Source organism: uncultured Tateyamaria sp. (genome assembly GCF_947503045.1).
GTDB lineage: Bacteria > Pseudomonadota > Alphaproteobacteria > Rhodobacterales > Rhodobacteraceae > Tateyamaria.
Map to the genome: position 1 here is coordinate 154605 of NZ_CANNCF010000005.1, position 26601 is coordinate 181205.

Here is a 26601-nt window from a genome sequence, read left to right on the forward strand (position 1 = left end):
CACCAGCTTAGAAGTTTGCGGCCTCCAGCGCCATAACTGTGTCGCCGCCCGACTGAATGCGGGTCAGGTGCAGCGCCGTGGCGGGCAGTTGGCGCGCCATGTAGTAACGGCCCGTGGCCAGTTTGGTCTCGTAGAACTCCGGATCGGAGGTGCCATTTGCCAGTGCTGTGCGCGCCGCCTTGCCCATCTGTGCCCACATCAGGCCGATGCAGACATGTCCGAACATGTGCATGAAGTCATAGGACCCCGACAGCGCATTGTTGGGATTGGTCATGCCGTTCTGCATGAAATACATCCCCGCCGCCTGCAGATCCTTTGAAGCCGCTTTCAGGGGCTCAAGGAACTCCTTGTCGAACGCTTCGTCCTGACCTGCGCTGTCCTTGATAAAGGATTTGACGAGATCAAAGAATGCCATCACGTGCTTGCCGCCATCCTGTGCCAGCTTGCGCCCCACGAGGTCGAGCGCCTGAACGCCGTTGGCCCCTTCGTAGATCATCGCGATCCGGGCGTCGCGAGTGTATTGCGACATGCCCCATTCCTCGATGTAGCCATGCCCGCCATAGACCTGCTGGGCCTTGATGGTCATGTCATAGCCCTGATCGGTCAGGAACCCTTTGATGATGGGTGTCAGCAGCGACACGATCCCGTCCGCATCCGCGTCCTTGCCGCGATGGGCGGCGTCGATCATCGTGGCACTCCACAGAACAAAGGCACGCGCGCCCTCGGCAAAGCTCTTCTGGTCCATCAGCGAGCGGCGGATGTCTGGGTGCACGATCAGCGGATCGGCGGGACCGTCCGGGTTCTTGGTGCCCGTCACGTCGCGCCCTTGCAGGCGATCCTTGGCGTAGTCCAGCGCGTTCTGATAGGCGACTTCGGCCTGGGACAGGCCTTGCATGCCCACACCGATGCGCGCTTCGTTCATCATGGTGAACATGGCGCGCATGCCCTTGTGCTCTTCCCCGATCAGGTGGCCGGTGGCACCGTCATAGTTCATCACGCAGGTCGAGTTGCCGTGAATGCCCATTTTTTCTTCGATGTTGCCCACGGCCACGCCGTTGCGGGCGCCAAGGCTGCCATCTTCGTTCACAAGGAATTTGGGGACGATAAACAGAGATACACCTTTGATCCCCTCGGGGCCGCCCACGATCTTGGCCAGCACGAGATGGATGATGTTGTCGGCCATGTCGTGCTCACCGGCGGAGATGAAAATCTTCTGGCCGGTGATCTTGTAGCTGCCGTCGCCCTGGGGTTCGGCCTTGGTGCGCATCAGGCCCAGATCGGTGCCGCAATGGGGTTCGGTCAGGTTCATGGTGCCGGTCCACTCACAGGACACCATCTTGGGCAGGTAGGTTTCCTTCTGCTCTTGTGACCCATGTGCGAGGATGGCCGAGGCCGCACCGTGGGTCAGGCCCTGATACATGGTAAAGGCCATGTTGGCGGACGAGAACATCTCGCCCACGGCGGTCCCGATCACGTAAGGCATATTCTGCCCACCAAATTCTTCGGGCATGTCGAGGCCGGGCCAGCCGCCTTCCTTGACCTGCTCGAACGCCTCTTTGAAGCCGGTGGGCGTGTAGACGATCCCGTTTTCGAGGCGGCAGCCTTCGGTGTCACCCACCACGTTCAGCGGGGCGAGGACTCCGGATGTCAGCTTGCCTGCTTCTTCGAGGATGGCAGAGGTAAAGTCGGCCTCAAGCTCATCATAGCCCGGAATATCGCTGCCTGTGACGTTCAGCACATCGTGCAGGATGAATTGCATGTCTTTGGTGGGGGGGGTGTAGCTGGGCATGGTGTCTCTCCCTGTCGTGTTGCTGTGCTTATTCAGCGGCGGTTCTTTGTCGAATTCATCGCCGCACTGTTCTGCGGCGAATTTTGTGGAATGCGTGGCCGCACTATTCAGCGGCGTTCTTTGTCGAGTTCATCGAGGCAAGCATCTTCTCACCCCATTTCAACTGGTCCTGCAGATCCTCGATTGCTTCGTTCAGCTCATCGCGCTGGGCGACTATGTCGGCGAGGCGGTCGCTTGCGATCTCGTAGGTGCGCGCCAGCTGGGTCTGTTGCTGGTCGCCCATGTCATAAAGGTCGAGCAACTGGCGGATTTCCTCGAGGCTGAAACCAAAACGCTTGCCGCGCAGGATCAGTTTGAGCCGGGCGCGGTCACGTTTGGTGAACAGGCGTTTTTGCCCTTCGCGGATGGGAAACAGCAGTTCCTTGGCTTCGTAAAATCGCAGAGTCCGCGGCGTGACATCAAAGGCGTCACACATTTCACGGATGGTCATGGTTTTCTCGGTCATCTCACTCGCTCGCATGTCGTGTTACGGCCATGACATGGGCCAGCCTCAGATTCGATTCAACCAAACAGTGACGTTGACGTAAGTCATACGTTACGTCACTTCTGCAGGTGACGTAGATGTGAGCCGCGTCAACTGCTGTTTGCGACCGAAAACGGGCCTGATTTGGGAGAGGTATCGGTCACCGCGATTGAGCGGCGCGTCTCAGGCCGAGGGCTGCATTTGCGCGTCGGCGCTGTCCCCGGCGTTGATCCACAATTGGTCAATCGCGTCCAGATGATCTGTCGAATAATTCGGCGCCGCATCCCAATACCGACCGGATTCGACGAAATAGCCAAGGCTGTCCTCATAGCTTTGCGCGCGGTTGAAGGCGGTGGGATTGGCGCGGATGCGGGGCATGTCGATCTGACCGAGGTCCTCAAGCGCCATCGGGGGAAAGACCAGCCGGCTTTCTCCGCCGGGTGCGCGCACGCAGGCGCACCCTTGTTGCGAAGCGTGCAGCATCAGGCGGGCGGATTTGGCTTCGAGGTTGCGCAGGGTGATGTCGTTGCGCAGCGGATCAGCCGTACCCTTGCCGTAAAAATGCGGATTGCCGGTGCCCGAATAGACCATGTCGCAGCCCACAAAGACCATGGCCGACGGGCGCAACGCGGCCAGCACCCAGTAGCCCGCGGTGAAGGCCATCGTTGCCCCGGCATAGACGATGCCGCCATAGGCATTGTTTGCCGGCACATAGTCATTGGCCCCGATCAGGGACTGGCCCGCGCGCAGGCGGTCTGGCTTGCGGATGTCGGGGAAATCGTCTGGCGAGATGTGATAATCCCAGTCCTCGCGCACGTTCCAGGCGTTGTTGATCGCCACGATCGAGGAAAACAGGGATTTGGGCAGGTCGCGGGCGGCAAGCACGTTGGGCGCGCTACCAAGGATCAGAACCGTTCTTGCCGTTTTTGTCATGACGTCTTTACCCTTACCCGTGCCCGATATGGTTTAGGACGTCGTTGGCACAGGTCAAATCGATGGGCGGATATGGCGCGTGTTCAGGTCACGCCCGGGGCCGCCTTTGCCCTATTTGGAGGCAAGTTCGTTGGCGACGCTGTCGCGCAGGTCCTTCAGCTCGGCCGTGGCGTTGGCCAGTTGCTTGCGCTGTTCCTCGAGTTCGGCCAGTTGCCCGTCGGCGAGGTCCACCCATGCGCGCATTTGCGCCTCGTTGCCCTCGTTTTCATAGATCAGCAGCCATTGGCGGATGTCTTCAAGTTGAAAGCCGAACTTGCGCCCGCGCAGGATCAGCTTCATCCGCGCCCGTTCGCGCGGGCCATAGAAACGGGATCGACCCTCGCGGTCGGGCTTGAGCAGTTCGATATATTCGTAATAGCGCAACGTGCGCGGCGTCACTTCGAACTCGGCGCACATCTGCTTAAAGCTCAGGCGGTCGTCGGCCATGCGTGTCTCACTCCTTGGGTTGAATCCTAAGGCGGGACCGGGCCGAGGGCAACAGCCGCCTTGCCCTGATCCGGACGCTTGCCCATAACGTGATGACAGTTCAGCAAGACGTGAGCCCAATGTCCGACATTCTCAACGCCGCCCGCCAGTTTTTCGAGGCACTGCCCCATTCCCGCGATCTGGGGATGGAAATGGCGCAGATGGAGGATGGTGAGGCGGTGATGTCGATGCCCTATGATGAGCGCCTGATCGGTGATCCCGAGACCGGGGTGATCAGTGGCGGGGCGGTGTCGGCGCTGATGGACACCTGTTGCGGGGCGGCGGTGATGTGCCATCCGGAGACAAAAGGTGGCACGGCAACGCTGGATTTGCGCATCGACTACATGCGCGCGGCCACGCCAGGGCAGGCCATCACGGCCCGCGCGGTGTGCTATCACGTCACCCGCTCGGTCGCGTTTGTGCGTGCCACGGCCACGGATGAGGATACGGAAAACCCGGTGGCCACCGCCACCGGCGCCTTTACCGTGGAGGGCACGCGATGAAACGTCCCGAGCCGGTTCAGGTGGTCAAACAACGTCGCGATGCAGCCTTACGTGCACTGGTCGAAGGGGTGCCCTACATCCAGTATCTCGGCGTGCGCATCGACCGGCGCGGCGACGAGCTGACGGCCGTTCTGCCCTTTGCCGACAAGTTGATCGGCAACCCGATGCTGCCCGCCCTGCATGGCGGTGTGACGGCCGCATTTCTCGAGGTTACGGCGGTGATCACGCTCAGTTGGTCCTACCTGTGGGAGGATATCGAAAGCGGTGCGCTGGATTTCGATTTGCCCGGCGGGCCGCCGCTGCCACGCCTGCCCAAGACGGTGGATTTTTCCATTGACTACCTGCGGTCCGGCCTGCCGCGTGATGCCTATGCGCGCGCGCGGATCAACCGGTCCGGGCGGCGCTATGCGTCCGTTCATGTCGAGGGCTGGCAGGACAATCGTGACCGGCTGTTTGCCCAAGCCACCGGTCATTTCGTGATGCCGCAGCGCCGGTGAGCACAGCCGTGTCCCCATCGGTGCCACCCGCACCGCTGACCCATCGCAGGGTGTTGAAGATCGCGCTGCCCATCGTGTTGTCCAATGCCACGGTGCCCATCCTCGGGGCCGTGGACGTGGGTGTCGTGGGTCAGATGGGCGAGGCCGCACCCATCGGGGCCGTGGCAATGGGCGCGATTATCCTCACAACGGTCTACTGGATTTTCGGCTTTTTGCGCATGGGCACGGTGGGGCTGGTCGGGCAGGCCGCCGGGGCTGGTGATGACGACGAAGTGTCGGCCTGGCTGACCCGCGCGCTGATGGTGGCGGCGATTGGGGGCCTGGGTCTGATCCTGTTACAGGTGCCGCTGTTCTGGGCGGCGTTCCAGCTCTCTCCCGCCAGTGCCGAGGTCGAAAGCCTTGCCCGCACTTACCTGCATATCCGCATCTGGACCGCGCCTGCGGCCATTGCGGTCTATGCGCTGACCGGCTGGCTGGTTGCGATGGAACGCACGGGTGCCGTGTTCTGGATTCAGCTCGGCATGAACGGGGTCAATATCGCGCTCAGCTTTCTTTTTGTTCTCGGGTTTGGCTGGGGTGTAGCCGGGGTTGCGCTGTCTACGGTCATCGCGGAATTGCTGGGCGCGGGACTGGGGCTGTGGTTTTGCCGTGCGGCCTTTGTCCGTCCGGCCTGGCGCGACTGGAGTCGTGTGCTGGAGCGGGCCAAGTTGATCCGCATGGCGCTGCTCAACACCGACATCCTGCTGCGCTCGGCCATGCTGATGATCATCTTTTCCAGCTTTGTCTTTATCGGCGCGCGGTTTGGCGATGTGACGCTGGCGGCCAATGAGGTGCTGATCCAGTTCATGTATATCACGGCTTACGCGATGGATGGCTTTGCCTTTGCCGCCGAGACGCTGATCGCGCGCGCCTATGGGCGGGGCGATCCGGGCCGCGTGCGCCGCTCGGCGCTGCTGACGAGCCTTTGGGGGCTGGTGGTTTGTGTGGTGACGGCGGCGGCGTTTTTGTTCGCCGGGCCGTGGTTGATCGATCTGATGGCCAAGGACGTGGATGTGCAGATCGAGGCACGTGCCTATCTGTGGTGGATGGTTGTGGCCCCGTTGCTGGGCTGTGCCGCCTGGATGCTGGATGGCATTTTCATCGGTGCCGCGCGTGGGCGGGATATGCGCAACATGATGGCGGTCTCGTTCGCCATCTATTGGATTGCGATTCTGGTGATGCTGCCGGTGATGGGCAACCATGGGCTGTGGGCGGCGTTGCTGATTTCCTTTGTGGCGCGCGGATTGACTTTGGGCGCGCGCTACCCCGCGCTTGAACGTGGGGCGGGGCAGGAAAATTGAAGGTATTTTCCTGACCGGGGGCCAGCCCCCAGACCCCCGGAGTTTATCTGGCCGAGTGAAGTTGGATCAGAGCCAGTCTTTGGCTTTTGTGCCTGTGGCTGCCGCGATGGAGGCGTGGCCGTCGCGTTCCAGCAGAGTGTCGAGGTCGCGTGCGATCGTGGCTGCAAGGCTGAGCCCGCCATAGACCAGCCCGGTATAGAGTTGCACCGCCGAGGCCCCGGCGCAGATTTTGGCGTAGGCCTGTTCCGCTGAAGAGATACCGCCGACCCCGATCAGCGGGATGTTCGCAAGATTGTGCAGTTTGGCCAGAACGCGGGTGGATTTTTCAAACAAAGGTTGGCCGGACAGGCCGCCCTTTTCCTGTGCATGTGTGCTGTTGAGGCCCGCGCGATCCAGCGTGGTGTTGGTGGCGATGATCGCGGCGATGCGCGCGTCGGTCGCCACCTTGGCGATGTCGGCCAGATCCTGATCGGTGAGGTCGGGCGCGATCTTGAGAAACACGGGCACTTTGCCGCGCACCTGCATCACGCCGTCCAGCAGGGCTGCCAGTGCCATCGGCCCCTGCAGGTCGCGCAGTTTCTCGGTATTGGGGCTGGAGACGTTGACGGTTGCAAAGTCGATATGGGGTGCGGCGTGGGCGAGCACGCGGGCGAAATCCTCGGCCCGGTTGGCGCTGTCCTTGTTGGCCCCGAGATTGAGGCCGACGGGCACGCCCCTGGGCCGTTTGGACAGGCGCCGGGTGATCGCCTCCATCCCGTCATTGTTAAAGCCGAAGCGGTTGATGGCGGCCTTGTCCTCGGACAGACGGAACAGGCGCGGGCGCGGGTTGCCGGGTTGGGGCAGGGGGGTGGCGGCGCCCACCTCGATCCAGCCAAAACCGGCGCGTGACAGGGGGGCAGTGGCCGTGGCGTTCTTGTCGAAGCCAGCGGCGAGGCCCACGGGGTTGGGCAGGCTCAGACCGGCGATCTGACAACGTAAGCGCGCGCTTGTCACCGGACCCGGCAAGTGCGCCAGCGGAGTGTGCAAAGCCTTGAGCGCCAGCCCATGCGCGGTTTCGGGATCCAGACGGCGCAGGGCCGCGACGCCGAACTGCTCGATGGCGCGCTTCATCCGAAGCTGTCCCCGCCACCTGCGCCTTGGGTGCGGATCAGGCGAGACGTGGCAACGGCAGCCTGCCTGTGCACGACGGCGCGCTGATAGTCGGGGTCGGAGATCATCGCGAGAAAGGCGTGTGCGGTTGGATAGCGGGCGATGAACACCGCATCCCACGCCTCGCCCTCGGGGCCGATCAGGGTGGTCTCGAAACCACCGCGCCACAGGATGCTGCCGCCGACCTTTTTCAGGATGGCAGCGGTTTGCTTGCCATATAGCGCGTAGGCTTCGGCCCCGGTCAGCCCGTCGCGGGCCAGTTCGTGATCGCCGGGGTAGTTGGCCAGATCGCGGAATCGCACCAGATTGAGCATGTCGATAGGGTGATCCCGGTCGAGACCCTTGAAGGCCTGGAACTGCGCGCGGGTCGGATCGATATGGTGGTCGCTCATGTGTCGAACCCGCCCCCGACGGGAAACTGGTGCACGCCGTCCACGATGGGCAAGGGTTGCGCCCAGTGGACATCGGCGATTGCCAATTCGCGGTAAAGGTGGGGGAAGAGGGCACCTCCACGCGAGGGTTCCCATTTCAGATCGTCGCCTAGGCTGTCCGTCTCGACCGCGATCAGGAACAGGTCATCCACATCGGCAAAATACTTTGCCGCTGTTTCGCCTGCCTGTTCTGCTGTGGAAAAGTGGACATAGCCGTCAGCCACGTCGATGGGCGCGCCCGTGGTGGTCCCGTCGCGGCGCAGTGTGGCCCATTCGGGGGCGCGGAAAATCTTGTAAATCAGCATGGGCACCTGATGCCTGTCGCCCAGCAAACGGTCAAGAGCGCGCTGTCACCTCTCCGTTGCGTCAGCGGATCATATCTGGCTTTGACTCTCGGCGCGACTTGGAGTCACGATACCGTCATAACCAACCTGGGAGACTCCAAATGACCCGATTTCTAATGGGCGCCGCCGCGCTGGCCCTCAGCGCAGGCACCGCGGCGGCGGATTACACGCTGACCATCCTGCACACCAATGACTTTCATGCGCGCTTTGAGCCCATCAACAAGTATGACAGCGGCTGCGGTGCGGAAGACAACGCCGAAGGCAAATGCTTTGGCGGCTCGGCCCGGCTGATCACGGCGATCAACGACGCCCGCGGGCGGTCGAATAATTCGATCCTTGTGGACGGTGGCGACCAGTTCCAGGGCACGCTGTTTTACACCTATTACAAGGGTGCTCTGGCGGCGGAAATGATGAACCAGATGGGCTATGACGCGATGACCGTGGGCAACCACGAGTTCGACGATGGCCCCGAAGTGTTGCGCGGCTTCATGGATGCGGTCGAATTCCCGATCCTGATGTCCAATGCGGATGTGACCCAAGAGCCGTTGCTTGCCGACAAGCTGCCAAAATCGGTGATCATCGAGCGCGGTGGCGAAAAGATCGGCCTGATTGGCCTGACCCCCGAAGACACGCATGAACTGGCAAGCCCGGGTCCAAACATCACCTTCTCTGATCCGGTTGCGGCAGTGCAGGGCGAGGTCGACAAGCTGACCGAGCAGGGTGTGAACAAGATCGTCGTGCTCAGCCACTCGGGCTATGGCGTCGATCAGAAGGTCGCCGCCGAAACAACGGGCGTCGACGTGATCGTGGGCGGCCACTCCAACACGTTGCTGGGTGATATGGAGCGCGCCGAGGGGCCTTATCCCACCATGGTTGGCAGCACGGCCATCGTGCAGGCCTATGCCTATGGCAAGTTCCTTGGCGAGTTGAATGTGACCTTCAACGAGGCGGGCGAAATCACCGAGGCTGCGGGCGCGCCGCTGATCATCGACGCGGCCGTCACCGAGGATGAGGGGGTCAAGGCCCGCATCGCCGAAGCCGCCGAGCCGCTGGACGAGATCCGCAACCGCGTGGTGGCCGAGGCTGCAGAGCCCATTGGCGGTGACCGCGAGGTTTGCCGCGCCAAGGAATGCTCGATGGGCTCGCTCATTGCCGATGCGATGCTGGACAGGGTCAAGGATCAGGGCATCGAGATCGCCATCCAGAACGGGGGCGGTATCCGCGCCTCGATCGATGCGGGCCCTGTCACCATGGGTGAGGTGCTGACCGTGCTGCCCTTCCAGAACACGCTATCCACCTTCCAGGTCAGTGGTGAAACCATTGTCGCCGCCCTCGAAAACGGCGTGAGCCAGATCGAAGATGGGGCCGGGCGTTTCCCGCAAGTGGCGGGGATGAGCTATGCCTTTGACGCGGCCCAGCCTGCGGGCAGCCGTGTGAGCGACGTGATGGTTGGCGGTGCGCCAATCGACATGGCCAAGATGTACGGCGTTGTGTCCAACAACTATGTGCGCAATGGCGGCGACGGCTATGCGATGTTCAAGGACGCGGCCAATGCCTATGACTATGGCCCTGATCTGGCCGACGTCACGGCAGAATTTCTGGCCGCCAAGGGGCCGTTCACGCCCTACACGGATGGACGCATCACTGCGAAGTAAATTGGCGGGCGCACCAATGGGTGCGCCTTACGGCTTCTGACAACGGCCCCGTCTGCGCCAAGCAGGCGGGGTCTTTTCTTGGCCGGCCCGCATTGGCTGAGCGCGTAAGGTGCAGGTGTCCTGCACCCTATGAGTTGAACCGGATCGTCATCTGCGCCACGCGCGCCCCAAACCGCTTTGCCGTTTCAAGATCACCTGCGCGCACTGCGCCGCGCGGGGTGCGTGCGCTGCTGGCCATGAGGCCCAACCAACTGCCATCGGCATTCGCCCCTTCCCGCTCGGGATAGACGGGTGCGCCGATTTCGGCAGGGCCCAGCCAGATCATGCCCATTTGCGCGGCAAAGACCGAAAACCGCTGCAAAGTGGCCAGCTTGTCCCCGGACGGAAAGGTGGCGACGGTAAAGCCGCCTGCAATCTTGTCCTTCCAGCCCAGGTCCATCCAGCGCTCGCCCGCCTCTTCGAGGAAGGCACCGTAGCGGGCGGCGACCGACCCCATATAGGTTGGTGCGCCAAACAGGATGGCGTGGGCCTGATCCAGTGTGGCCCAGTCGGCGGCGCAGATGGTTTCGACATCCAGCACATGGGCCACAACACCGTCGCCCAAGGCACCTTCGGCGATGGCCTTCGCTATCTGGGCGGTGTGACCGGCGCCGGAATAATAAGGCAGGGCGATGTTCAGTGGAGTGCGTGTCATCGCGCGACCATGCCGCCGGCTTGCCTGCGCTGCAAGCGGCTTGCCTGCGCCGCCGCGCCGTTCCATGCTCTGTCCCCATGTGTGGCCGCTTTTCCATCACCTTGCCGAGTGACGCCATGGCGCAGCTGTTTAATGCGGTGCCGGCCAATGACTTGCCTGATGTGCCGAACTACAACGTGTGCCCGACCAACGCGGTGCATGTGGTCAGCACACTGGACGGGCAGCGGCGGCTGACGGCGATGCGCTGGGGGTTTATCCCGCATTGGTACAAAAAGCCCAATGATGGCCCGCTGCTGATCAATGCGCGCAGCGAAACCATCGCGGAAAAGCCCGCCTTTCGCGCCGCTTGCCGCGCGCGGCGGGCCGTGATCGTGGCATCAGGGTTTTATGAATGGACGCGGGACGGGGATGCGCGCCTGCCTTGGTACATTCGTCGCAGCGATGGCGCGCCATTGGCCTTTGCGGCGATCTGGCAGGACTGGACGGTCAAGGGCGAAACAGAAGGCATGCGCACGGCGGCCATCGTGACGACAGGTGCAAATGCGCCGATGTCAGCGATCCATCACCGCATGCCGGTGATACTGGAACCGGGTGATATTCCGTTATGGCTGGGCGAACAGGGCAAAGGGGCCGCGACGCTGATGCGTGCGGCCACTGATGATACACTGTACTGGCACCGGGTCGACAAAAGCGTCAATTCGAACAGGGCCAGCGGGCCTGATCTGATTGAACCGATTGACCCGTCCCTGACTTAGTTCAGGGGTGCGGTGTCAAAGCTGATGTCGCCTTGCACGATATAGGTGCCGTCTTCGCCGGTGGCGTCCTTGTTGAAGAAGGACCGTTCGGTGACCGAATTGACTGACAGAACAGCTTCGCCCTGATCAGCAATGGGTCCGATTTCCCAGCTGCTGTCCTGTGCGATGATGTTGTGCTCTGCACCCGACACGTTGACGAAGCGGACCGAGTCACCGTTGTCGACATAGGTGATCTGCGGGAAATAGGCATCCGGCAGAATGAGAATAGTGTGTTCGGTTGCAGCCGCAGCGGATGCAACGGACAGGGCGGCAACCGTTGCCACTATGGAAAACGCGCGCTTCATGGCAGCACTCCTTGTTTATTTCGGCCCCACCCGAAAGTCAGAATCATATGTGTCAGTGTATGGGCGTATAATGGGGCGAAAATGGGGCGACAGGACGGCAGCGTCTGGGCACTTGTCTGAAATGCGGGCAGTGCGGCGAGGCGTCGTGTCGGTCTTGCGGGCGGGCAGACCGTGCAAAAAACACCCCGACATACGTTGCCTTTGCGCATCGGTTCGCGGCACAACGGGGCCAGGTTAGAATGTTGCACTGATCGCTGCCATACTGTGCTGCGCGCCAATTCCGCAAAGGAGAGTTCTGATGAATGCAGAAGCCAAGATCCTCAAGGCCAAGGATGCCCCCGATCTGGGCAGCTTTGACTGGGCCGATCCGTTCCGCCTGTCCCAGCAACTAAGCGAAGACGAGCGGATGATCCAGGACTCCGCCGCCGCCTATGCGCAGGAAAAGCTGGCCCCGCGCATTGTCGAGGCCTTTGCCGATGAGACCACAGACCCGGACATTTTCCGCGAAATGGGCGAGATGGGCCTGCTGGGTGTGACGCTGCCCGAGGAATATGGCGGACTTGGCGGCTCTTACGTGTCCTATGGGCTTGTGGCGCGCGAGGTCGAGCGCATCGATTCGGGATATCGGTCGATGATGTCGGTGCAATCCAGCCTCGTGATGTATCCGATCTATGCCTATGGCTCCGAAGCGCAGCGCCAGAAATACCTGCCCAAACTCGCCAGCGGCGAATGGATCGGCTGCTTTGGCCTGACGGAACCCGACGCGGGGTCTGACCCTGCGGGGATGAAGACGACCGCCAGAAAGACTGACGGTGGTTTCGTGCTGAACGGCGCGAAGATGTGGATTTCAAACGCGCCTATTGCGGATGTCTTTGTCGTCTGGGCCAAATCCGACGCCCATGGCGGCAAGATCCGCGGCTTTGTCCTTGAAAAGGGGATGAACGGATTGTCCGCGCCGAAAATCCAGCAAAAGCTGTCCTTGCGCGCCTCGATCACCGGCGAGATCGTGATGAAGGATGTCGAAGTGGGCGAAGATGCGCTGCTGCCCGATGTGCAGGGCCTCAAGGGCCCGTTCGGTTGTTTGAACCGGGCCCGCTACGGCATCAGCTGGGGGGCGCTGGGCGCGGCAGAGTTCTGCTGGCACGCGGCGCGCCAATATGGTCTGGACCGCAAACAGTTCAACAAGCCGCTGGCCCAGACCCAGCTGTTTCAGAAGAAACTGGCCGATATGCAGACCGAGATCGCGCTGGGCCTGCAGGCCTCGTTGCAGGTCGGCCGGTTGATGGACGCAGCCCAGGCCGCACCGGAGATGATTTCCATCGTCAAACGCAACAATTGCGGCAAGGCGCTGGAGATCGCGCGCCATGCCCGCGACATGCATGGCGGCAACGGGATATCGGGAGAGTTTCAGGTAATGCGTCACATGATGAACCTTGAAACGGTCAACACCTACGAGGGCACCCATGATGTGCATGCCTTGATCCTCGGGCGCGCGCAGACCGGGCTGCAGGCCTTTTTCTAAAGCCATGACCGGGGGCTGTCTGCCCCCTGACCCCCGATGGTATTTCGGGTCAGAAGAAGTGCGGAGTATGTTTCTTCTGACCAAAAATACCAACGCCGGAGGCATTGAAATCTTTACTCCGACAGAGGCCTCATGGACCGCGTTTCAATCGTTCACGACAATTTTCTGGCCCGGGTGACTGCTGGCAACCTGCCTGAGGTGGTGCCGCAGGGCCTTGATAGCCCCACGTCGCGCGCACTGTTTGAGCACCAGTGCCTGACGCGCGCGCTCGATATCGTCAGCCGGGAGATGCAAAAGGCCGGGCAGGGGTTTTACACCATCGGCTCGTCCGGGCACGAGGGGATGGCGGCGGTGGCCCATGCGCTGCGTGTCGATGACATCGCCTTTCTTCATTACCGCGACGGTGCGTTTCAGGTGGCCCGGGCCGCGCAAAAAGGGCAGGACATGTGCCGCGACATGCTGCTCAGCTATGCCTGTGCGGCCGATGATCCGACCAGCGGGGGCCGGCACAAGGTGCTGGGCAGCCGCGATCTGTTCATTCCGCCGCAGACCTCGACGATTGCCAGCCATTTGCCCAAGGCGCTGGGTGCGGCGTTCGGCATCGGGTTGGCGCGCAAGATCCGTTCCGAGGCGGCGATCCTGCCACGCGACGGCATTACAGTGGCGAGTTTCGGCGACGCCTCGCTGAATCATTCCACAGCACAGGGTGCCATCAATGCCGCAGGCTGGACCAGCGTGCAGGGCGTGCCCCTGCCGCTTTTGTTCATCTGCGAGGACAACGGGATCGGGATTTCGACGAAATCACCTGCCGGGTGGGTGGCTGCCAGCCTCGCGCATCGTCCGGGTCTGACCTATTTCGCGGGCGATGGCTGTGATCTTTGGGATGCGCATCGCGCGGCCAGCGAAGCTGCCGCATATGTGCGCACCCATCGCAAACCGGCCGTGCTGCACCTGCGCACGGTGCGTCTGTATGGGCATGCCGGTGCGGATGTCGCCACCAGTTACCTGCCGCGCGCCGAGGTCGAAGCGGATGAGGCCAATGATCCGCTGCTTTACTCGGCCGCAGGGCTGGTCGCGCAGGGCATGTCCGCGGCCGATGTTCTCGGCATTTACGAGACCGCGCTCGCGCGTTGTCGTACCGAAGCAGCCGAAGTGGCCAAGGCGGCACCCTTGAAAGGGGCCGCAGAGGTGATGGCGGCCATTGTTCCGCCCAAACGGGACTGCACGCCAAGCAATGGGCCAAGCCCGGAGGCGCGTGCTGCGGCCTTTGGATCAGACTTTGCACAGTTGGACACACCTCAGCCGATGTCGCGGCTGATCAATTGGGCGCTGACGGACCTGATGCTTGCCCATCCCGAAACCGTGATCATGGGTGAGGATGTGGGCCGCAAGGGCGGGGTCTATGGAGTGACGCAAAAGCTGCTGAACCGCTTTGGTCCGTCGCGCATGATCGACACGCTGCTGGATGAACAGTCGATCCTAGGGCTGGCCATCGGCATGGCCCACAATGGGTTCATTCCCATGCCTGAAATCCAGTTCCTGGCCTATCTGCACAATGCCGAAGACCAGATCCGGGGCGAGGCCGCGACGCTGCCGTTCTTTTCCAACGGGCAGTGGGCCAACCCGATGGTGCTGCGCATTGCGGGCTTGGGCTATCAAAAGGGGTTCGGGGGGCATTTTCACAACGATAATGCGTTGGCCGTATTGCGCGACATTCCCGGGTTGATCCTGGCCTGCCCCTCGGATGGGGCGGAGGCGGCGATGATGCTGCGCGAATGCCATCGCCTTGCGCGCGAGGAAAACCGGCTGTGCGTTTTTGTCGAGCCCATCGCACTCTATCCAATGCGGGATGTACAACCCGGGGACGGAGCGTGGATGCGCACCTATCCTGCACCGGATCAACGGATTGCGTTGGGGCAGGTCGGGGTCGAGGGCAGCGGAGATCTGGCCATCGTGACATTTGCCAATGGCCGATATCTGGCCGCGCAGGCGCAGGCGCAGGTCGAAGGCGCTCGGCTTGTGGATTTGCGCTGGCTGGCCCCCTTGCCTTTCGAAAGCCTGCTGGATGCGGTCAAAGGGTGCAGCCACATTCTGGTGGTGGACGAAACGCGGCGCTCGGGTGGGGTGGCCGAAGGGGTCATGGCAGCACTTTTCGAGGCCGGGCATCGCAAGATTGCACGCTACACCGCAGAGGACAGTTTCATCGCCACGGGCCGCGCCTATGGCGATACGCTGCCTTCGGCCGAGGGGATTCGCGCCGCGGTAGAGGTCCTGAGAAAGGGCTGAGTCCGCGCCTTGCGCAAGGAATCGCCACGAATTTTCGCTGCCAAACCCTGATCCGGCGGTCATTTTGCACACGTGTGCAAAAAACAGTTGCCAAGTCGCATACCCGGTGTCTAGCCTTGGTTAACAAGCTGCTGCGAGGGACTCCGATGGCCGAAATTCAGCTCCGCAATATCAACAAGCGTTGGGGGACGTTCGTGGGGGTCGATAACTTTGACCTGACCATCGCTGATCAGGAATTCCTGGTGCTGTTGGGCCCCTCGGGCTGTGGCAAGACCACGACCATGCGCATGATTGCCGGTCTTGAGGACGCGACCGAAGGCGACATCATCATCGACGGGAAGCGGGTCAATGATCTGGACCCCAAGGACCGCGATGTGGCGATGGTGTTCCAGTCCTACGGCCTGTACCCGCACCTCGATGTCTATGAAAACATTCGCTTTCCGCTGAAAGTGCGCAAGGCTGATCCCGCCACCCATGATGAGCGGGTGCGCCGCGCCAGCGCAATGGTGGAACTGGATGACTTCCTGCACCGCAAACCTGCGGAACTGTCCGGCGGGCAACGCCAGCGCGTGGCCCTCGCCCGTGCCATTGTGCGCGAACCCAACGTGTTTTTGATGGACGAACCATTGTCCAACCTGGACGCCAAGCTTCGGGTCAGCACCCGTGCCCAGATCAAGAATCTCAGCCATGAGCTCAAGGTCACGACCGTCTACGTGACCCATGACCAGATCGAGGCGATGACGCTGGCGGACCGGGTTGTCGTGATGAAACAGGGCAAGGTTCAGCAGGTCGGCACGCCAACCGAAATCTATGACAACCCGGCCAACACGTTCGTGGCAAGCTTTATCGGCTCTCCGGCGATGAACCTGATGGATGGCACCATGTCGGGCGGCACCTTTACCGGCGACAAGGTCGAGATCACGGGCCTGTCGGCACCCGATGGCCCCGTCACTATGGGGTTCCGGGCTGAGGACGCTGCTGTCGCCGACAAGGGCGGCGAGATCACCGCACCGCTTTACACCATCGAATTGCTGGGGGACGCGACCATGCTGACCGTCCGCGCAGGCGGGCAATTGGTTTCGGTCAAGGCACATAAGGAATTCCGGGCAGAGATCGGCGACACCGTGTCGTTCTCCGTCCCGAGCGCGATCTGTCACGCATTTGACAGTACGTCCGGCGAACGCCTCGCCTGACGGACCTGCCCGACCTCCGGGGGCACCCGGGGCGCGGGCCAATCCACGTCGGTGCAGACTTGCAAGATGCACCGGCACATACGCAACAGGGAGTTTGCAAATGTATCTGAAGAAACTGGCACTGGCGGGCGCTGTCTCGCTTATGGGCACATCGGCCTTTGCGGCCTGCGCCTATGAAAACGAGGTGCCTCTGAAATCGCTCTCCGCAGGGTTCGAAGCATGGAAAGCCGTCACCGACGCCATGGCCGAGTGCGGCAATTTCCAGGCCGAGCTTGATCAGGAATTCCGCACCAAGCAGCCTGCCGCCTTTGAAGCCAACCCGTCGCTTTATCACATTGGTGGGGTGTCCAACGGGACCGTCACGCCGCTCTTGAACGCAGGCACGATCCGCCCGCTGGACGATCTGGTGGCCAAGTACGGTCAGAACCTGTCGCCCAACCAGCTGATCAAGGTGGATGGCAAGACCATGGCGATTGCCATGATGGTCAACACTCAGCACCTGATGTACCGCTCTGACATCTTCGAAGAGCTGAACCTCGACGTGCCGACCACGTGGGACGAGGTCTTTGCTGCTGCTGAAACCATCAAGGCCGCAGGCGTTGTGGATCACCCCATCGGGGCCACGATGAAGTCCGGCTGGAACCTCGCGCAGGAATTCGTGAACATGTATCCCGGCTTTGGCGGCGCGTTCTTTAACGCCGACAACACGACGGCCGTGAACTCGGATGCTGGCCTCAAGGCGCTGGCAACAATGGAGAAAACGCTGGCCTATACTGACCCAGAAGTGCTGGTGAGCGATTCCACCTACGTCCAGCAGCAGTTCCAGCAGGGCAAGATCGCCATCTCCAACCTTTGGGCCAGCCGTGGCGGAGCCATGGATGACGAAGCCGAAAGCTCGGTTGTGGGCAAGGTCAAGATGGCCGCAGCCCCAATGGCGATGGACGGCGGCGCACCTGCCACCACGCTGTGGTGGGACGGCATCGTGATCGCCGCCAACATCACCGACGAAGAGGCTGACGCCGCCTTCCGTCTGGCGATGGAAGGTCTGGACGAAGAGATGGTCAAGGCCAACAACGAGGCGGCGATTTGGCTGGTCAAAGGCTATGAGCCCGGCCCACTGGCGGAAGGCGCAATTGCCACGGCAACCGCGTCCCCTGCCGCACCGGCCTATCCGTCGACCACGCAGATGGGTCTGCTGCACACGGCACTGGGCAACGAATTGCCTGCGTTCCTCACAGGTGAGCGTGACGCTGCAGCGACGCTGGTGGCCATCGAAGAGGCCTACACCACTTCGGCCAAAGAGGCCGGTGTGCTGGAATAAGCAAACCATGCGGCTGGCCGGATACGTTCTGGCCAGCCGATCTTCCGGGGGACAGATGCAAACCGAATTTGATCATATTGTTGTGGGCGGTGGCTCTGCTGGATGCGCGACTGTGGCGCGTCTTGCCGAACAACCGGGCGCACAGGTCTGTGTGATCGAGGCGGGGCCATCGGATCGCGATATCCGGGTCAAGGTGCCCTTTGGGCTGGTGAACCTCATGCGCTCGAACACGCGGAACTGGAAACGTCAGACCGTGCCGATGGAGACCGCGGGCGGTCGTTCCGTCAGCGTGCCGCGCGGCAAGATGTTGGGCGGGTCGGGGTCGATCAATTCCATGGTCTGGTTTCGCGGCACCCGTGGCGATTTCGATGCCTGGGACTTGCCGGGCTGGGACAGTGACACCGTCTGGTCGGCCTTTAACGACGTGGAGGCGCGCATGTCGCCCGCCCGTTTGCCTCATCCCCATCCGCTGTCCGAGGTCTTTGGCGCGGTCTTTGCCGCCAATGACCCAAACGCCCCGCCCACGCCTGAACGCCAAAGTGCGGGTGTCTTTCACTGCAACATGCGCAACGGCGCGCGTTGGTCGGCGGCTGATGGATTCCTGCGCCCCTCGCACGCCATGACGTTGACCGGGGCGGAGGTGGACCGTGTGAGCTTTGATGGCACCCGCGCCACCGGGGTCACCCTGCGCGACGGGCGGCAAATCATCGCGCGGGCCGGGGTGGTTCTGTCTGCGGGCAGCATTGAATCGCCGATGATCCTGATGCGTTCTGGCATTGGCCCTGCCGACGACCTGCGCGCAGCGGGAATCGACGTGCGACTTGATGCGCCGGGAGTCGGGGCCAACCTGCATGATCATCCGGGGTTCGGACTGCACTTTGCAGGCACAGGATCAGGCTATGGGCTGACGTTGGCGCAGCTCCCCCTTTGGGCGCTGTCGCCGTTTCAATGGCTGCTGACCCGTTCCGGGCGGCTGAGTTCAAACACGGTCGAGGCTGGGGCGTTCTACAGCGTCACCGACAGTGAAACGCCCGAGATTCAGACCCATTTCCTGCCTTTCATGATGGGTTGGAAGGGGCGGGCGATTGTCTGGGGGGCGGGCTATTTTGCGGATGTGTGCCTGTGCCAGCCGCGTTCGCGCGGACGTTTGCGGATCGGCAAGGACCGATTTACGCCGCTGATTGATCTGAACCTGTTTGGCGATGCTCGTGATCTTGACATGATGGTGGCCGGTGTGGCGCGGCTGCGTGCGCTGTTGGCGCAGGCCGATTTTGGCACCCGCCGCGCGCCCGAGGCCTTTCCCGGCCCTGACGTGACGGGCGATGATCTGCGCGAAACGATCCGCATGCGCGCGGGCACCGCCTATCACCCGGTGGGCACCGTGGCCCTTGGCGGGCCGCTTGATGCGCAGGGTGCGCTCAAGGGTGTGCAGAACCTCTGGGTCGCCGATGCCAGCGTGATGCCGCGCATCACCTCGGCCAACACCAATGCCCCGTCGATGATGATTGGATGGCAGATCGGAGGCTTTGTCGCCGCCGCTGCCGCAGAAAGGCTTGCCGCATGAAATTCAAGACATTCTTCTGGTTCGTCGCCCCGTCCGTGTTCATGATGCTTCTCTTTATCGCGGCCCCTCTCATCTCGGTGTTCATCCAGTCCTTTCAGGTGACCCAACCGGTCATGCAGCAGGTCGAGGTCGAAACCTGCACGCCCGGTTTCCTGACCCAGACCTGCACCACCGAAGTCAAAACGGTGCCCACCATCGACGAAGAAACCGGCAAGACGATCACCACGACGTCGTGGGTCGGCCTGCAAAGCTATCGCAACGTGCTGCAGATGGACAAAGTCTGGGAGGCAGTGAGCAATGGCGCGCTGCGTGACATCCTGCAGATCGATTTCTGGCGGGCGCTGCGCTTTACGCTGGTGTTCACGCTGCTGACCTTGCCACTGGTGATTGGCGTCGGGCTGATCATTGCGCTCGCGGTCAACAATGCGACCAAGGCGGTGCGGGGGCCGGTGATTTTTATCTCGCTCCTGCCCTTTATCATCACGCCGGTGATCGGGTCGCTTTCGATCTACTGGCTATTTGTGGGGGATGGCATCCTTACTGCCACGCTGGAACGCTGGACCGGGCAGGACATTGCCATGTTTGCGCAGGCCTGGACGATCGAATTGCTCATGTATTTCTACAGGGTCTGGCACGTGGCGCCTTTTGCTTTTGTAATCTTCTATGCAGGCCTGCAGACCGTGAACATGGACACGCTGGAATCCGCGATCATCGACGGGGCCAACCGGTTTGAACGGCTGCGCTATGTGATCGTGCCGCACCTGATGCCGCTGATCATCTTTATCGCGCTGATCCATCTGATGGACTGCTACCGGGTCTTTGACGAGATCATCGGCTTCCGAAGCGAGGCGCACGTGATCTCGTTGCAATGGCTGACCTTCAATTTCCTCACGCCGGATGATGCGGGCAACCGCGCCATCAGCCGGGCTGCGGCCAGTTCGATGCTGACCATGATCGGGATCGTGATCCTGCTGATCCTGCCGCTGCGCCGCACATGGCGCGACCACAAGGGAGGGGCACACTGATGTCCAGCAAAGCCACCGCACAGCCGCTGTCGCTCAAACTTGCGTCCGGTGCCTTCCTCGCCTTCTGGTGCCTGATCGCGGCCTTTCCCATCGTGTGGATTGCCGTGATGAGCGTGAAATCCCCGCGTGACGCCTTTGCGGCCAGTGCGTGGGACGTGATCACCGGGCCTGCCACGCGGGCGGCCGGAAACGGGCTGAGCCTCATCGACATCGTGCTGGGCCTCGTGTTCCTGTTCTTTGCGATCCGTTGGGCGTTCACCCGTCTGCCCGGACTGGTGGAGCGATTCACGCCGCCCGGTATGATCGCGCTGGGATGGCTGATCGGGGCGCTGGTCTATGGCCTGTTGTTTGTGCTGATCTTCTTTGGCGTGCTGCCTTACGTGTTCGGCGCGCTCAACAGCATCCTTGGCCCGCTCGGCACGCCGATCATCGGCCTCACAACTGAGCATTACGTGGCCGTTTGGGGCGAGAACCAGTTCTATCGCAACTTCATGAACTCGATGATCGTGACCGCTGGCGTGGTGACGGTGTCGCTGACGGTGGGCACGCTTGCAGGCTACGGGCTGGCACGGTCGGGATCGAACCTGGCCTTCTGGCTGCTGATCGTCGCGCTGGTGTTCCGCGCGCTGCCGCATTCGGTGCTGGTGGCGGGCTATTTGCCGTGGTTCATCAACTCGGCGGAAATCCTGCGCCCGATCCTGGGTGATCTCAGTCCGACGCTTTATGGTCAGCCCTGGGCGATCATCGCGGTGCTCGTGGCGATCAACCAGCCCTTTACGATCTGGATGCTGCGCTCGTTCTTTCAGAACATCCCAAGTGAGTTGGACGAGGCGGCCCGCGTTGATGGCTGTTCCCACTTTCAGGCGTTCCGGCGCGTGATCATGCCGGTCATGTGGCCAGGAGTGATCACAACGGGGCTGTTCAGCTTCCTGCTGGGCTATAACGATTTCCTCGTCACCGCCCTGTTGCTGGATGCCCAGAACCAGACGATGGTTCCGGCCATTGCGGGCTATTTCAACCGCGAAACCACCACGACCGATCAGGTCGAGGCGGTGGCGGCGGCGGTCAGCATTACGGCGCCCCTGTTCCTTCTGGTCATGGTATTCCAGCGCCAGATCGTATCTGGGCTGACAGCGGGGGCGGTGAAAGGCTGATGAGCAAATCATCGCGCTCTGGCCGGATGCAACGCCACCCGGCGCTGAACAGGATGCCACGGGATTTCATTTGCGGGGGCGCCAGATCACTGACGCCATTCCAACCTCATATGAAAGGATGATCCAATGAAAGGATCCCGCCCCGACCAAGCTGTTCTGACCCGCGACACTGACCTCAGCAAAACCGACGCAACCCGCGCCGTGATCGAAGGCATGGTGGATGGTCTGAACGACCACCGCATCGACGACATCGGCCAGTTCTTTGCCCAAAGCTTTCGCTGGATGGGCAACACCGGCTGCGGCACCAAGACCGGTCTGCAGGAGTTTCAGGACAACTGGCAGCGCCCGTTTCAGGCCGCGTTCCGGGACAAGGTCTGCGTGGATGAGGCCCGCCTTTACATGGGCGAATGGGCGGCGGCCTTTGGCCGGCAAGAGGCCACCCATGCCGGTGAATTCATGGGGATCGCCCCCACCCGCAAGCGGATCGAGATCCGCTATATGGATTTCTGGAAAGTGGAGGACGGCCGGATCACCGACAACTACGTGATGGTCGATTTTCCCCATGTCCTCGCCCAGTTGGGGCGGGATGTTTTTGATGGTGAGGGCTGGGAAGCCTTTGATCGCGGCGACAAGACCCCGCCGCGCCCGGACGTATGAGGTGACGAGATGACGATTGAACATTTGAAACGCGGCAAGCCCGAGGCCGAGCGGGCCGAAGATGACGCCAAGACCCGGGCCATCGTGGAGGCGACCCTTGCCGATATCGCCGCGCGCGGGGACGTGGCCGTGCGCGAATTGTCCGAAAAGTTCGACAATTACAGCCCCGCCAGCTTTCGCCTGACCTTGCCAGAGATCGAGGCGCTCATGGCTGAGCTGACCCCGCGGGAGATGGAGGACATCAAGTTCGCGCAACAGCAGGTGCGCGACTTTGCCCAGGCGCAACGGGACTCGATGCTGGATATCGAGGTCGAGACGATGCCGGGTGTGATCCTTGGTCATAAGAACATCCCCGTGCAATCCGTGGGCTGCTACGTGCCGGGGGGCAAGTTTCCCATGGTCGCCTCGGCCCATATGTCCGTCGCAACCGCCAGCGTGGCGGGCGTGCCCCGCATCATCGCTGCCACTCCGCCTTGGCAGGGCAAGCCGAACCCGGCTGTGATTGCGGCGATGCACCTTGGTGGCGCGCATGAAATCTATGTCATGGGCGGCATTCAGGCCGTCGGCGCGATGGCCATCGGCACCGAAACCATCGACCCCGTGCACATGCTGGTGGGGCCCGGCAACGCCTTTGTGGCCGAGGCCAAGCGCCAACTCTTCGGCAAGGTCGGCATCGACCTGTTCGCGGGTCCAACCGAGACCATGGTGATTGCTGATGACACGGTGGACGCCGAAATGTGCGCCACTGACCTCTTGGGGCAGGCCGAACATGGCTACAACTCGCCCGCCGTGCTGCTCACCAACTCGCGCAAACTGGCCGAGGCGACGCTGGTCGAGATCGACCGCATTCTGACCATCCTGCCCACCGCCGATACGGCTGCGAAAAGCTGGGAGGATTACGGCGAGGTGATCCTGTGCGACAGCTATGACGAGATGCTGGCGGTGGCCGATGACATCGCCTCGGAACATGTGCAGGTGATGACGGATCGCGATGACTGGTTCCTTGAGAACATGACCTGTTACGGCGCGCTGTTCTTGGGGCCGCGCACCAATGTGGCCAATGGGGACAAGGTGATCGGCACCAACCACACCCTGCCCACCAAGAAGGCCGGGCGCTACACGGGTGGTCTGTGGGTCGGCAAGTTCCTCAAGACGCACAGCTATCAAAAGGTCACCACGGACGAGGCCGCAGCCGAGATCGGCGCCTATGGCTCGCGTCTGTGCATGCTGGAAGGGTTCGTGGGTCACGCCGAGCAATGCAATCTGCGGGTGCGCCGCTATGGTGGGGTGAACGTGCCATATGGCACCGGTGCGCCTGCACGAGATGCGGCGGAGTAGGGGGCTTTGCCCCCGTCCTGCGGACTCCCCCAGGATTTTTCAAATCAGAGAAGATGACCTGATGGGCAGCGATATCAATCAAAGGAACAAGGCCGCGGCGCTGACCTTGTGGGCAGCCCTTGACCGCGACCCGGACACGGCGCTGCCGTTGCTGGGCGCGCTGAAACAGTGGCAGGGGCCGGAACCGATTGGCATTCACACGCAAGCCACTGGCATCGTCTCGGCCATGTTTGCACCTTTGCGCGGTGCCATCCCCGATTTGCGTCGTGAGACGCACATCCTGATGGGTAGTCAATCCTCGCCCCACGAAGATGTGGCCGGTGATGGCGCATGGTGGGTTGCCGGAACGGGCTATTACACTGGTCACGCCAGCAGCGACGTGTTTGGTATCCCGGCGACGGCGCAGGGTTTGCGAATTCGCTGGGGCGAATTCCTGCGCTTTGATGCGCAGGGCCAGATCACCCATGCCCAGACCATCTGGGATTTCGTGGACTGGTTTGACCAGATCGGTTGGCCGGTTTTGCCGCGCCCGCGCGGGGCGGCCCACGTCTATCCTGCCCCAACGGCCTATGACGGTGTGCTGGTTGGACCGCAGGACGACGAGGCGGGCGATACCAGCCTGGTGTTGGGCCGGTCATTGATCTTTGGCGGTCTCAACACCTTTGACGAAAACGATCTGTCCAGCATGGGCATGGCCCGTTTTTTCCATCCCAACATCAAGTGGTACGGCCCCGGCGGTATCGGGGCTTGCCTGTCCCTGCCCGAATTTGAAACCCTGCATCAACGCCCGTGGCTGACCGCCTTTCCCGATCGCAAGGTCATGCATCTGGAAAGCCTGTTTGCAGAAGACCGCATGGTGGCCGCCTCTGGCCCCAAGGGCGTAGTCGCAACCCATACCGGCCCTTATCTGGGCCATCCGGCCAGCGGCGCACGCATCGAGGTGTCGGGCCTTGATTTCTGGCTGCGCTCGGGCGGGCAATTCACCGAGAACTGGGTATTTGTCGACATGATACACCTGTTTGCCCAAATGGGGATTGATCTGTTTGCCCGCGTCCAGGAGCGCCTGGCATGAGCGACGCCCACAGCACCCACAAGGCCCTGCTGGCGCCAGTGCGGGCTGCGATGTACGACTTTGATCTCGATGCTGTCCGGGTGGCACTGAGCGCGCTGTGTGCCCCGGATGTTCAGTTCAACCTCGCCTTTCCGTTCGAGACCACGGTCGGTGTCGATGCCTATGTGGACAAGGTCTATGCCCCCTTGCATGGCGCCATCCCCGATCTTGAGCGGCGCGATCACATCGTGATGGCGGGCCCCACTCCGGAGGGGCACAATTGGGTTGGGTGCGGTGGCTATTACACCGGCACGTTCCGGCGCCCATGGCTCGACATTCCGGCCACAGGCCACGTGATGCATATGCGCTTTCACGAGTTTTACCGCTTTGAGGGCGACAAGATCGTCGAAATGCAGGCGCTGTGGGACCTTCCCGAGGTGATGATGCAGGCGGGGGCATGGCCGATGGTGCCCAGCCTTGGGCGCGAGTGGCATGTGCCGGGGCCGGCCACATGTGACGGGCTGGTGCCCGGGCCCTATGACGCTACGCAAGGGGTTGCCACCTGCCAGCACATCATCGACATGCTCACCCATATGAAACGCCACCCCTCCCAAGGCGGCCCCGAAGTGATGGAGATGGAGCGGTTCTGGCATCCGCGCATGACGTGGTATGGTCCTTCCGGCATCGGCACCGGGCGGGGCATTCAGGGCTTTCGCGACTGGCACCAGATCCCGTTTCTGAACGCGATGCCGGATCGCGGCGCTTATGTGGACGAGATCACCTATCACTTCTTTGGTGACCGGGCATACGCCGCAGTGACGGGTTGGCCGAACATGTACCAGACGATCACCCATGGCGGCTGGCTGGGCCTGCCACCCACGGATAAAAAAGTGGCGATGCGCAGCCTTGATTTCTGGCGTATGGAAGGGGGCCTGATACGGGAGAACTGGGTGATGGTGGATATGCTGCACATGTATGATCAGATTGGCGTGGACGTGCTGGCGCGCATGCGCGAGTTCAACAAGGCGCGCACGGGCTTTGATCGCGACTCCGGGCGGGCGCTATGAGTACGCTGCCCAAGACCCCCTCGCTGGATCTGGCTGGTAAACGGGCGCTGGTGACAGGCGCCTCATCCGGCATTGGTCTCGGCTGTGCCGTGGCGCTGGCCGAGGCAGGGGCCCATGTGGTCTGTGCCGCGCGGCGCGGCGATGTGCTGGAGGATGCGGTGGCCGCGATGCGCAATGCCGGGTTCTCGGCAGAAGCGCTGCAACTGGATCAGACGGACGTGACGGCGGTCTATGCCGCGTTTGAGGCCCCGTTTGACGTGGTGGTGAATTCGGCCGGTCTGGCGCGACACAGCGCGGCGGTGGATACGGCACCCGATGACTATGACGCGGTGTTCGACATCAACGTCAAAGGCGCGTTCTTTTTGTCGACGGCGGCGGCGCGGGCGCTGATCCAGGCGGGACAGTCGGGGTCGATCATCCATATCTCGTCGCAGATGGGTCATGTGGGCGGAGTTGACCGTGCCGTCTATTGCGCCACGAAACATGCGGTCGAGGGCATGGTGAAGGCGATGGCCATCGAGTGGGGCAAGTCGGGCATCCGCATCAATACGATTTGCCCGACCTTCATCCGCACGCCGCTGAGCCAGCCGACATTCGACAACCCCGAGCGGTTTGCGTGGATCATGGACAAGATCAAGCTGCCCCGCGCGGGTGAGGTCAGTGACATCATGGGGGCGGTGCAGTTTCTGGCAAGCGACGCATCGGCCATGGTCACGGGCACCTCGATGTTGATCGACGGAGGCTGGACGGCAGACTGATGCGCGACAACGGGCCCAATATCGAGGTGATCCAGCGGAGCCGCGCGGCCACCGCGCCAAGGCAGATGCCGGGCGAGGTTGCTTTTGGACTGTGGCGCAGGATTGCCCGGGCCAACGTTTTTAGCCCGCTTGGGCTGGTGTCCAACCCCCATGTTTACAAGCGTCTGTGCGAGCAGGGGTGAG

The 26601-nt window shown here is 62.1% G+C and carries 27 protein-coding genes; 18 read left to right on the top strand and 9 right to left on the bottom strand.

Features of this window, described 5'->3' with window-relative positions; genetic code table 11:
• Positions 1-7: 7 nt before the first annotated feature.
• From Q1A89_RS19470 to Q1A89_RS19485, 4 genes are all read right to left on the bottom strand, one after another.
• Positions 8-1789, bottom strand: coding sequence for an acyl-CoA dehydrogenase C-terminal domain-containing protein (locus tag Q1A89_RS19470; RefSeq protein WP_299732424.1), 1782 nt, complete (start codon positions 1787-1789; stop codon positions 8-10).
• Between the two features lie 103 nt (positions 1790-1892).
• Positions 1893-2294, bottom strand: a complete 402-nt coding sequence (locus tag Q1A89_RS19475) for a MerR family DNA-binding transcriptional regulator (protein ID WP_299732427.1) — start codon at positions 2292-2294, stop codon at positions 1893-1895.
• A gap of 201 nt (positions 2295-2495) precedes the next feature.
• Positions 2496-3245 (bottom strand): hypothetical protein, encoded by a 750-nt coding sequence (locus Q1A89_RS19480; protein WP_299732430.1) that lies wholly within the window; start codon positions 3243-3245, stop codon positions 2496-2498.
• Between the two features lie 111 nt (positions 3246-3356).
• On the bottom strand, positions 3357-3731 hold the full coding sequence (locus Q1A89_RS19485; protein WP_299732433.1) for a MerR family DNA-binding transcriptional regulator: 375 nt from the start codon (positions 3729-3731) through the stop codon (positions 3357-3359).
• Between the two features lie 119 nt (positions 3732-3850).
• Here Q1A89_RS19485 and Q1A89_RS19490 point away from each other — a divergent pair, with 119 nt between their 5' ends.
• Genes Q1A89_RS19490 through Q1A89_RS19500 form a run of 3 tightly spaced genes read left to right on the top strand, consistent with a single transcriptional unit; the run spans position 3851 to position 6110 of the window.
• Positions 3851-4273: a PaaI family thioesterase gene (locus Q1A89_RS19490; RefSeq protein WP_299732835.1), complete on the top strand. Its 423-nt coding sequence runs from the start codon at positions 3851-3853 to the stop codon at positions 4271-4273.
• A complete protein-coding gene (locus tag Q1A89_RS19495; protein WP_299732436.1) occupies positions 4270-4770 on the top strand; it encodes a PaaI family thioesterase in 501 nt (166 codons plus the stop codon). Before Q1A89_RS19490 ends, Q1A89_RS19495 begins: the two co-directional genes overlap by 4 nt.
• On the top strand, positions 4767-6110 hold the full coding sequence (locus tag Q1A89_RS19500) for an MATE family efflux transporter (RefSeq protein WP_299732438.1): 1344 nt from the start codon (positions 4767-4769) through the stop codon (positions 6108-6110). The genes Q1A89_RS19495 and Q1A89_RS19500 overlap by 4 nt, the downstream gene beginning before the upstream one ends.
• Before the next feature lie 66 nt (positions 6111-6176).
• On the opposite strand, the gene Q1A89_RS19505 is transcribed toward Q1A89_RS19500, so the two are convergent.
• The 3 genes from Q1A89_RS19505 to Q1A89_RS19515 are packed head-to-tail and all read right to left on the bottom strand — an operon-like array spanning position 6177 to position 7995.
• Positions 6177-7220: a quinone-dependent dihydroorotate dehydrogenase gene (locus Q1A89_RS19505; RefSeq protein ID WP_299732440.1), complete on the bottom strand. Its 1044-nt coding sequence runs from the start codon at positions 7218-7220 to the stop codon at positions 6177-6179.
• Complete coding sequence (locus Q1A89_RS19510; protein WP_299732442.1) at positions 7217-7651, bottom strand: DUF1330 domain-containing protein; 435 nt, start codon at positions 7649-7651, stop codon at positions 7217-7219. The genes Q1A89_RS19505 and Q1A89_RS19510 overlap by 4 nt, the downstream gene beginning before the upstream one ends.
• Entirely contained in the window at positions 7648-7995 is a 348-nt protein-coding gene (locus Q1A89_RS19515) for a DUF952 domain-containing protein (protein WP_299732445.1), read from the bottom strand. Before Q1A89_RS19515 ends, Q1A89_RS19510 begins: the two co-directional genes overlap by 4 nt.
• 140 nt (positions 7996-8135) lie before the next feature.
• Between Q1A89_RS19515 and Q1A89_RS19520 the strand changes: the two genes are divergently transcribed.
• The gene (locus Q1A89_RS19520; protein ID WP_299732448.1) at positions 8136-9689 is read left to right on the top strand and encodes a bifunctional metallophosphatase/5'-nucleotidase; all 1554 of its coding nucleotides are present in this window, start codon (positions 8136-8138) and stop codon (positions 9687-9689) included.
• Positions 9690-9816: 127 nt separating this feature from the next.
• On the opposite strand, the gene Q1A89_RS19525 is transcribed toward Q1A89_RS19520, so the two are convergent.
• A complete protein-coding gene (locus Q1A89_RS19525) occupies positions 9817-10383 on the bottom strand; it encodes a flavodoxin family protein (RefSeq protein WP_299732452.1) in 567 nt (188 codons plus the stop codon).
• 77 nt (positions 10384-10460) lie between these two features.
• On the opposite strand from Q1A89_RS19525, the gene Q1A89_RS19530 reads away from it, so the two are divergent.
• Positions 10461-11138: an SOS response-associated peptidase gene (locus tag Q1A89_RS19530; RefSeq protein ID WP_299732455.1), complete on the top strand. Its 678-nt coding sequence runs from the start codon at positions 10461-10463 to the stop codon at positions 11136-11138.
• Here the strand turns inward: Q1A89_RS19530 and Q1A89_RS19535 are convergent.
• Positions 11135-11482, bottom strand: a complete 348-nt coding sequence (locus Q1A89_RS19535) for a hypothetical protein (protein ID WP_299732458.1) — start codon at positions 11480-11482, stop codon at positions 11135-11137. The two genes, Q1A89_RS19530 and Q1A89_RS19535, sit on opposite strands and share 4 nt — an antisense overlap.
• A gap of 298 nt (positions 11483-11780) precedes the next feature.
• Between Q1A89_RS19535 and Q1A89_RS19540 the strand changes: the two genes are divergently transcribed.
• The 13 genes from Q1A89_RS19540 to Q1A89_RS19600 all read left to right on the top strand — a co-directional run bounded on the left by Q1A89_RS19540 (position 11781) and on the right by Q1A89_RS19600 (position 26600).
• Complete coding sequence (locus Q1A89_RS19540) at positions 11781-13004, top strand: acyl-CoA dehydrogenase (protein ID WP_299732461.1); 1224 nt, start codon at positions 11781-11783, stop codon at positions 13002-13004.
• 132 nt (positions 13005-13136) lie between these two features.
• Positions 13137-15290 (top strand): thiamine pyrophosphate-dependent enzyme, encoded by a 2154-nt coding sequence (locus tag Q1A89_RS19545; protein WP_299732464.1) that lies wholly within the window; start codon positions 13137-13139, stop codon positions 15288-15290.
• A gap of 146 nt (positions 15291-15436) precedes the next feature.
• Entirely contained in the window at positions 15437-16483 is a 1047-nt protein-coding gene (locus Q1A89_RS19550) for an ABC transporter ATP-binding protein (RefSeq protein ID WP_299732467.1), read from the top strand.
• Between the two features lie 100 nt (positions 16484-16583).
• Positions 16584-17804: an extracellular solute-binding protein gene (locus Q1A89_RS19555; protein ID WP_299732470.1), complete on the top strand. Its 1221-nt coding sequence runs from the start codon at positions 16584-16586 to the stop codon at positions 17802-17804.
• 7 nt (positions 17805-17811) lie between these two features.
• Positions 17812-19368: a GMC family oxidoreductase N-terminal domain-containing protein gene (locus Q1A89_RS19560; RefSeq protein WP_299732472.1), complete on the top strand. Its 1557-nt coding sequence runs from the start codon at positions 17812-17814 to the stop codon at positions 19366-19368.
• Positions 19365-20393 (top strand): sugar ABC transporter permease, encoded by a 1029-nt coding sequence (locus tag Q1A89_RS19565; RefSeq protein ID WP_299732475.1) that lies wholly within the window; start codon positions 19365-19367, stop codon positions 20391-20393. Before Q1A89_RS19560 ends, Q1A89_RS19565 begins: the two co-directional genes overlap by 4 nt.
• Positions 20393-21547, top strand: coding sequence for a carbohydrate ABC transporter permease (locus Q1A89_RS19570; protein WP_299732478.1), 1155 nt, complete (start codon positions 20393-20395; stop codon positions 21545-21547). The genes Q1A89_RS19565 and Q1A89_RS19570 overlap by 1 nt, the downstream gene beginning before the upstream one ends.
• 126 nt (positions 21548-21673) lie before the next feature.
• On the top strand, positions 21674-22204 hold the full coding sequence (locus Q1A89_RS19575) for an ester cyclase (protein ID WP_299732481.1): 531 nt from the start codon (positions 21674-21676) through the stop codon (positions 22202-22204).
• Between the two features lie 9 nt (positions 22205-22213).
• Positions 22214-23542 carry a histidinol dehydrogenase gene (hisD, locus tag Q1A89_RS19580; RefSeq protein WP_299732484.1) on the top strand — a complete coding sequence of 443 codons (1329 nt, stop codon included), beginning with the start codon at positions 22214-22216 and terminating at the stop codon, positions 23540-23542.
• 61 nt (positions 23543-23603) lie between these two features.
• Positions 23604-24614 (top strand): ester cyclase, encoded by a 1011-nt coding sequence (locus Q1A89_RS19585; protein WP_299732488.1) that lies wholly within the window; start codon positions 23604-23606, stop codon positions 24612-24614.
• Positions 24611-25660 carry an ester cyclase gene (locus Q1A89_RS19590; RefSeq protein ID WP_299732491.1) on the top strand — a complete coding sequence of 350 codons (1050 nt, stop codon included), beginning with the start codon at positions 24611-24613 and terminating at the stop codon, positions 25658-25660. Before Q1A89_RS19585 ends, Q1A89_RS19590 begins: the two co-directional genes overlap by 4 nt.
• A complete protein-coding gene (locus Q1A89_RS19595) occupies positions 25657-26418 on the top strand; it encodes an SDR family oxidoreductase (protein ID WP_299732493.1) in 762 nt (253 codons plus the stop codon). Before Q1A89_RS19590 ends, Q1A89_RS19595 begins: the two co-directional genes overlap by 4 nt.
• On the top strand, positions 26418-26600 hold the full coding sequence (locus Q1A89_RS19600) for a hypothetical protein (RefSeq protein ID WP_299732495.1): 183 nt from the start codon (positions 26418-26420) through the stop codon (positions 26598-26600). Before Q1A89_RS19595 ends, Q1A89_RS19600 begins: the two co-directional genes overlap by 1 nt.
• Position 26601 lies beyond the last annotated feature (1 nt).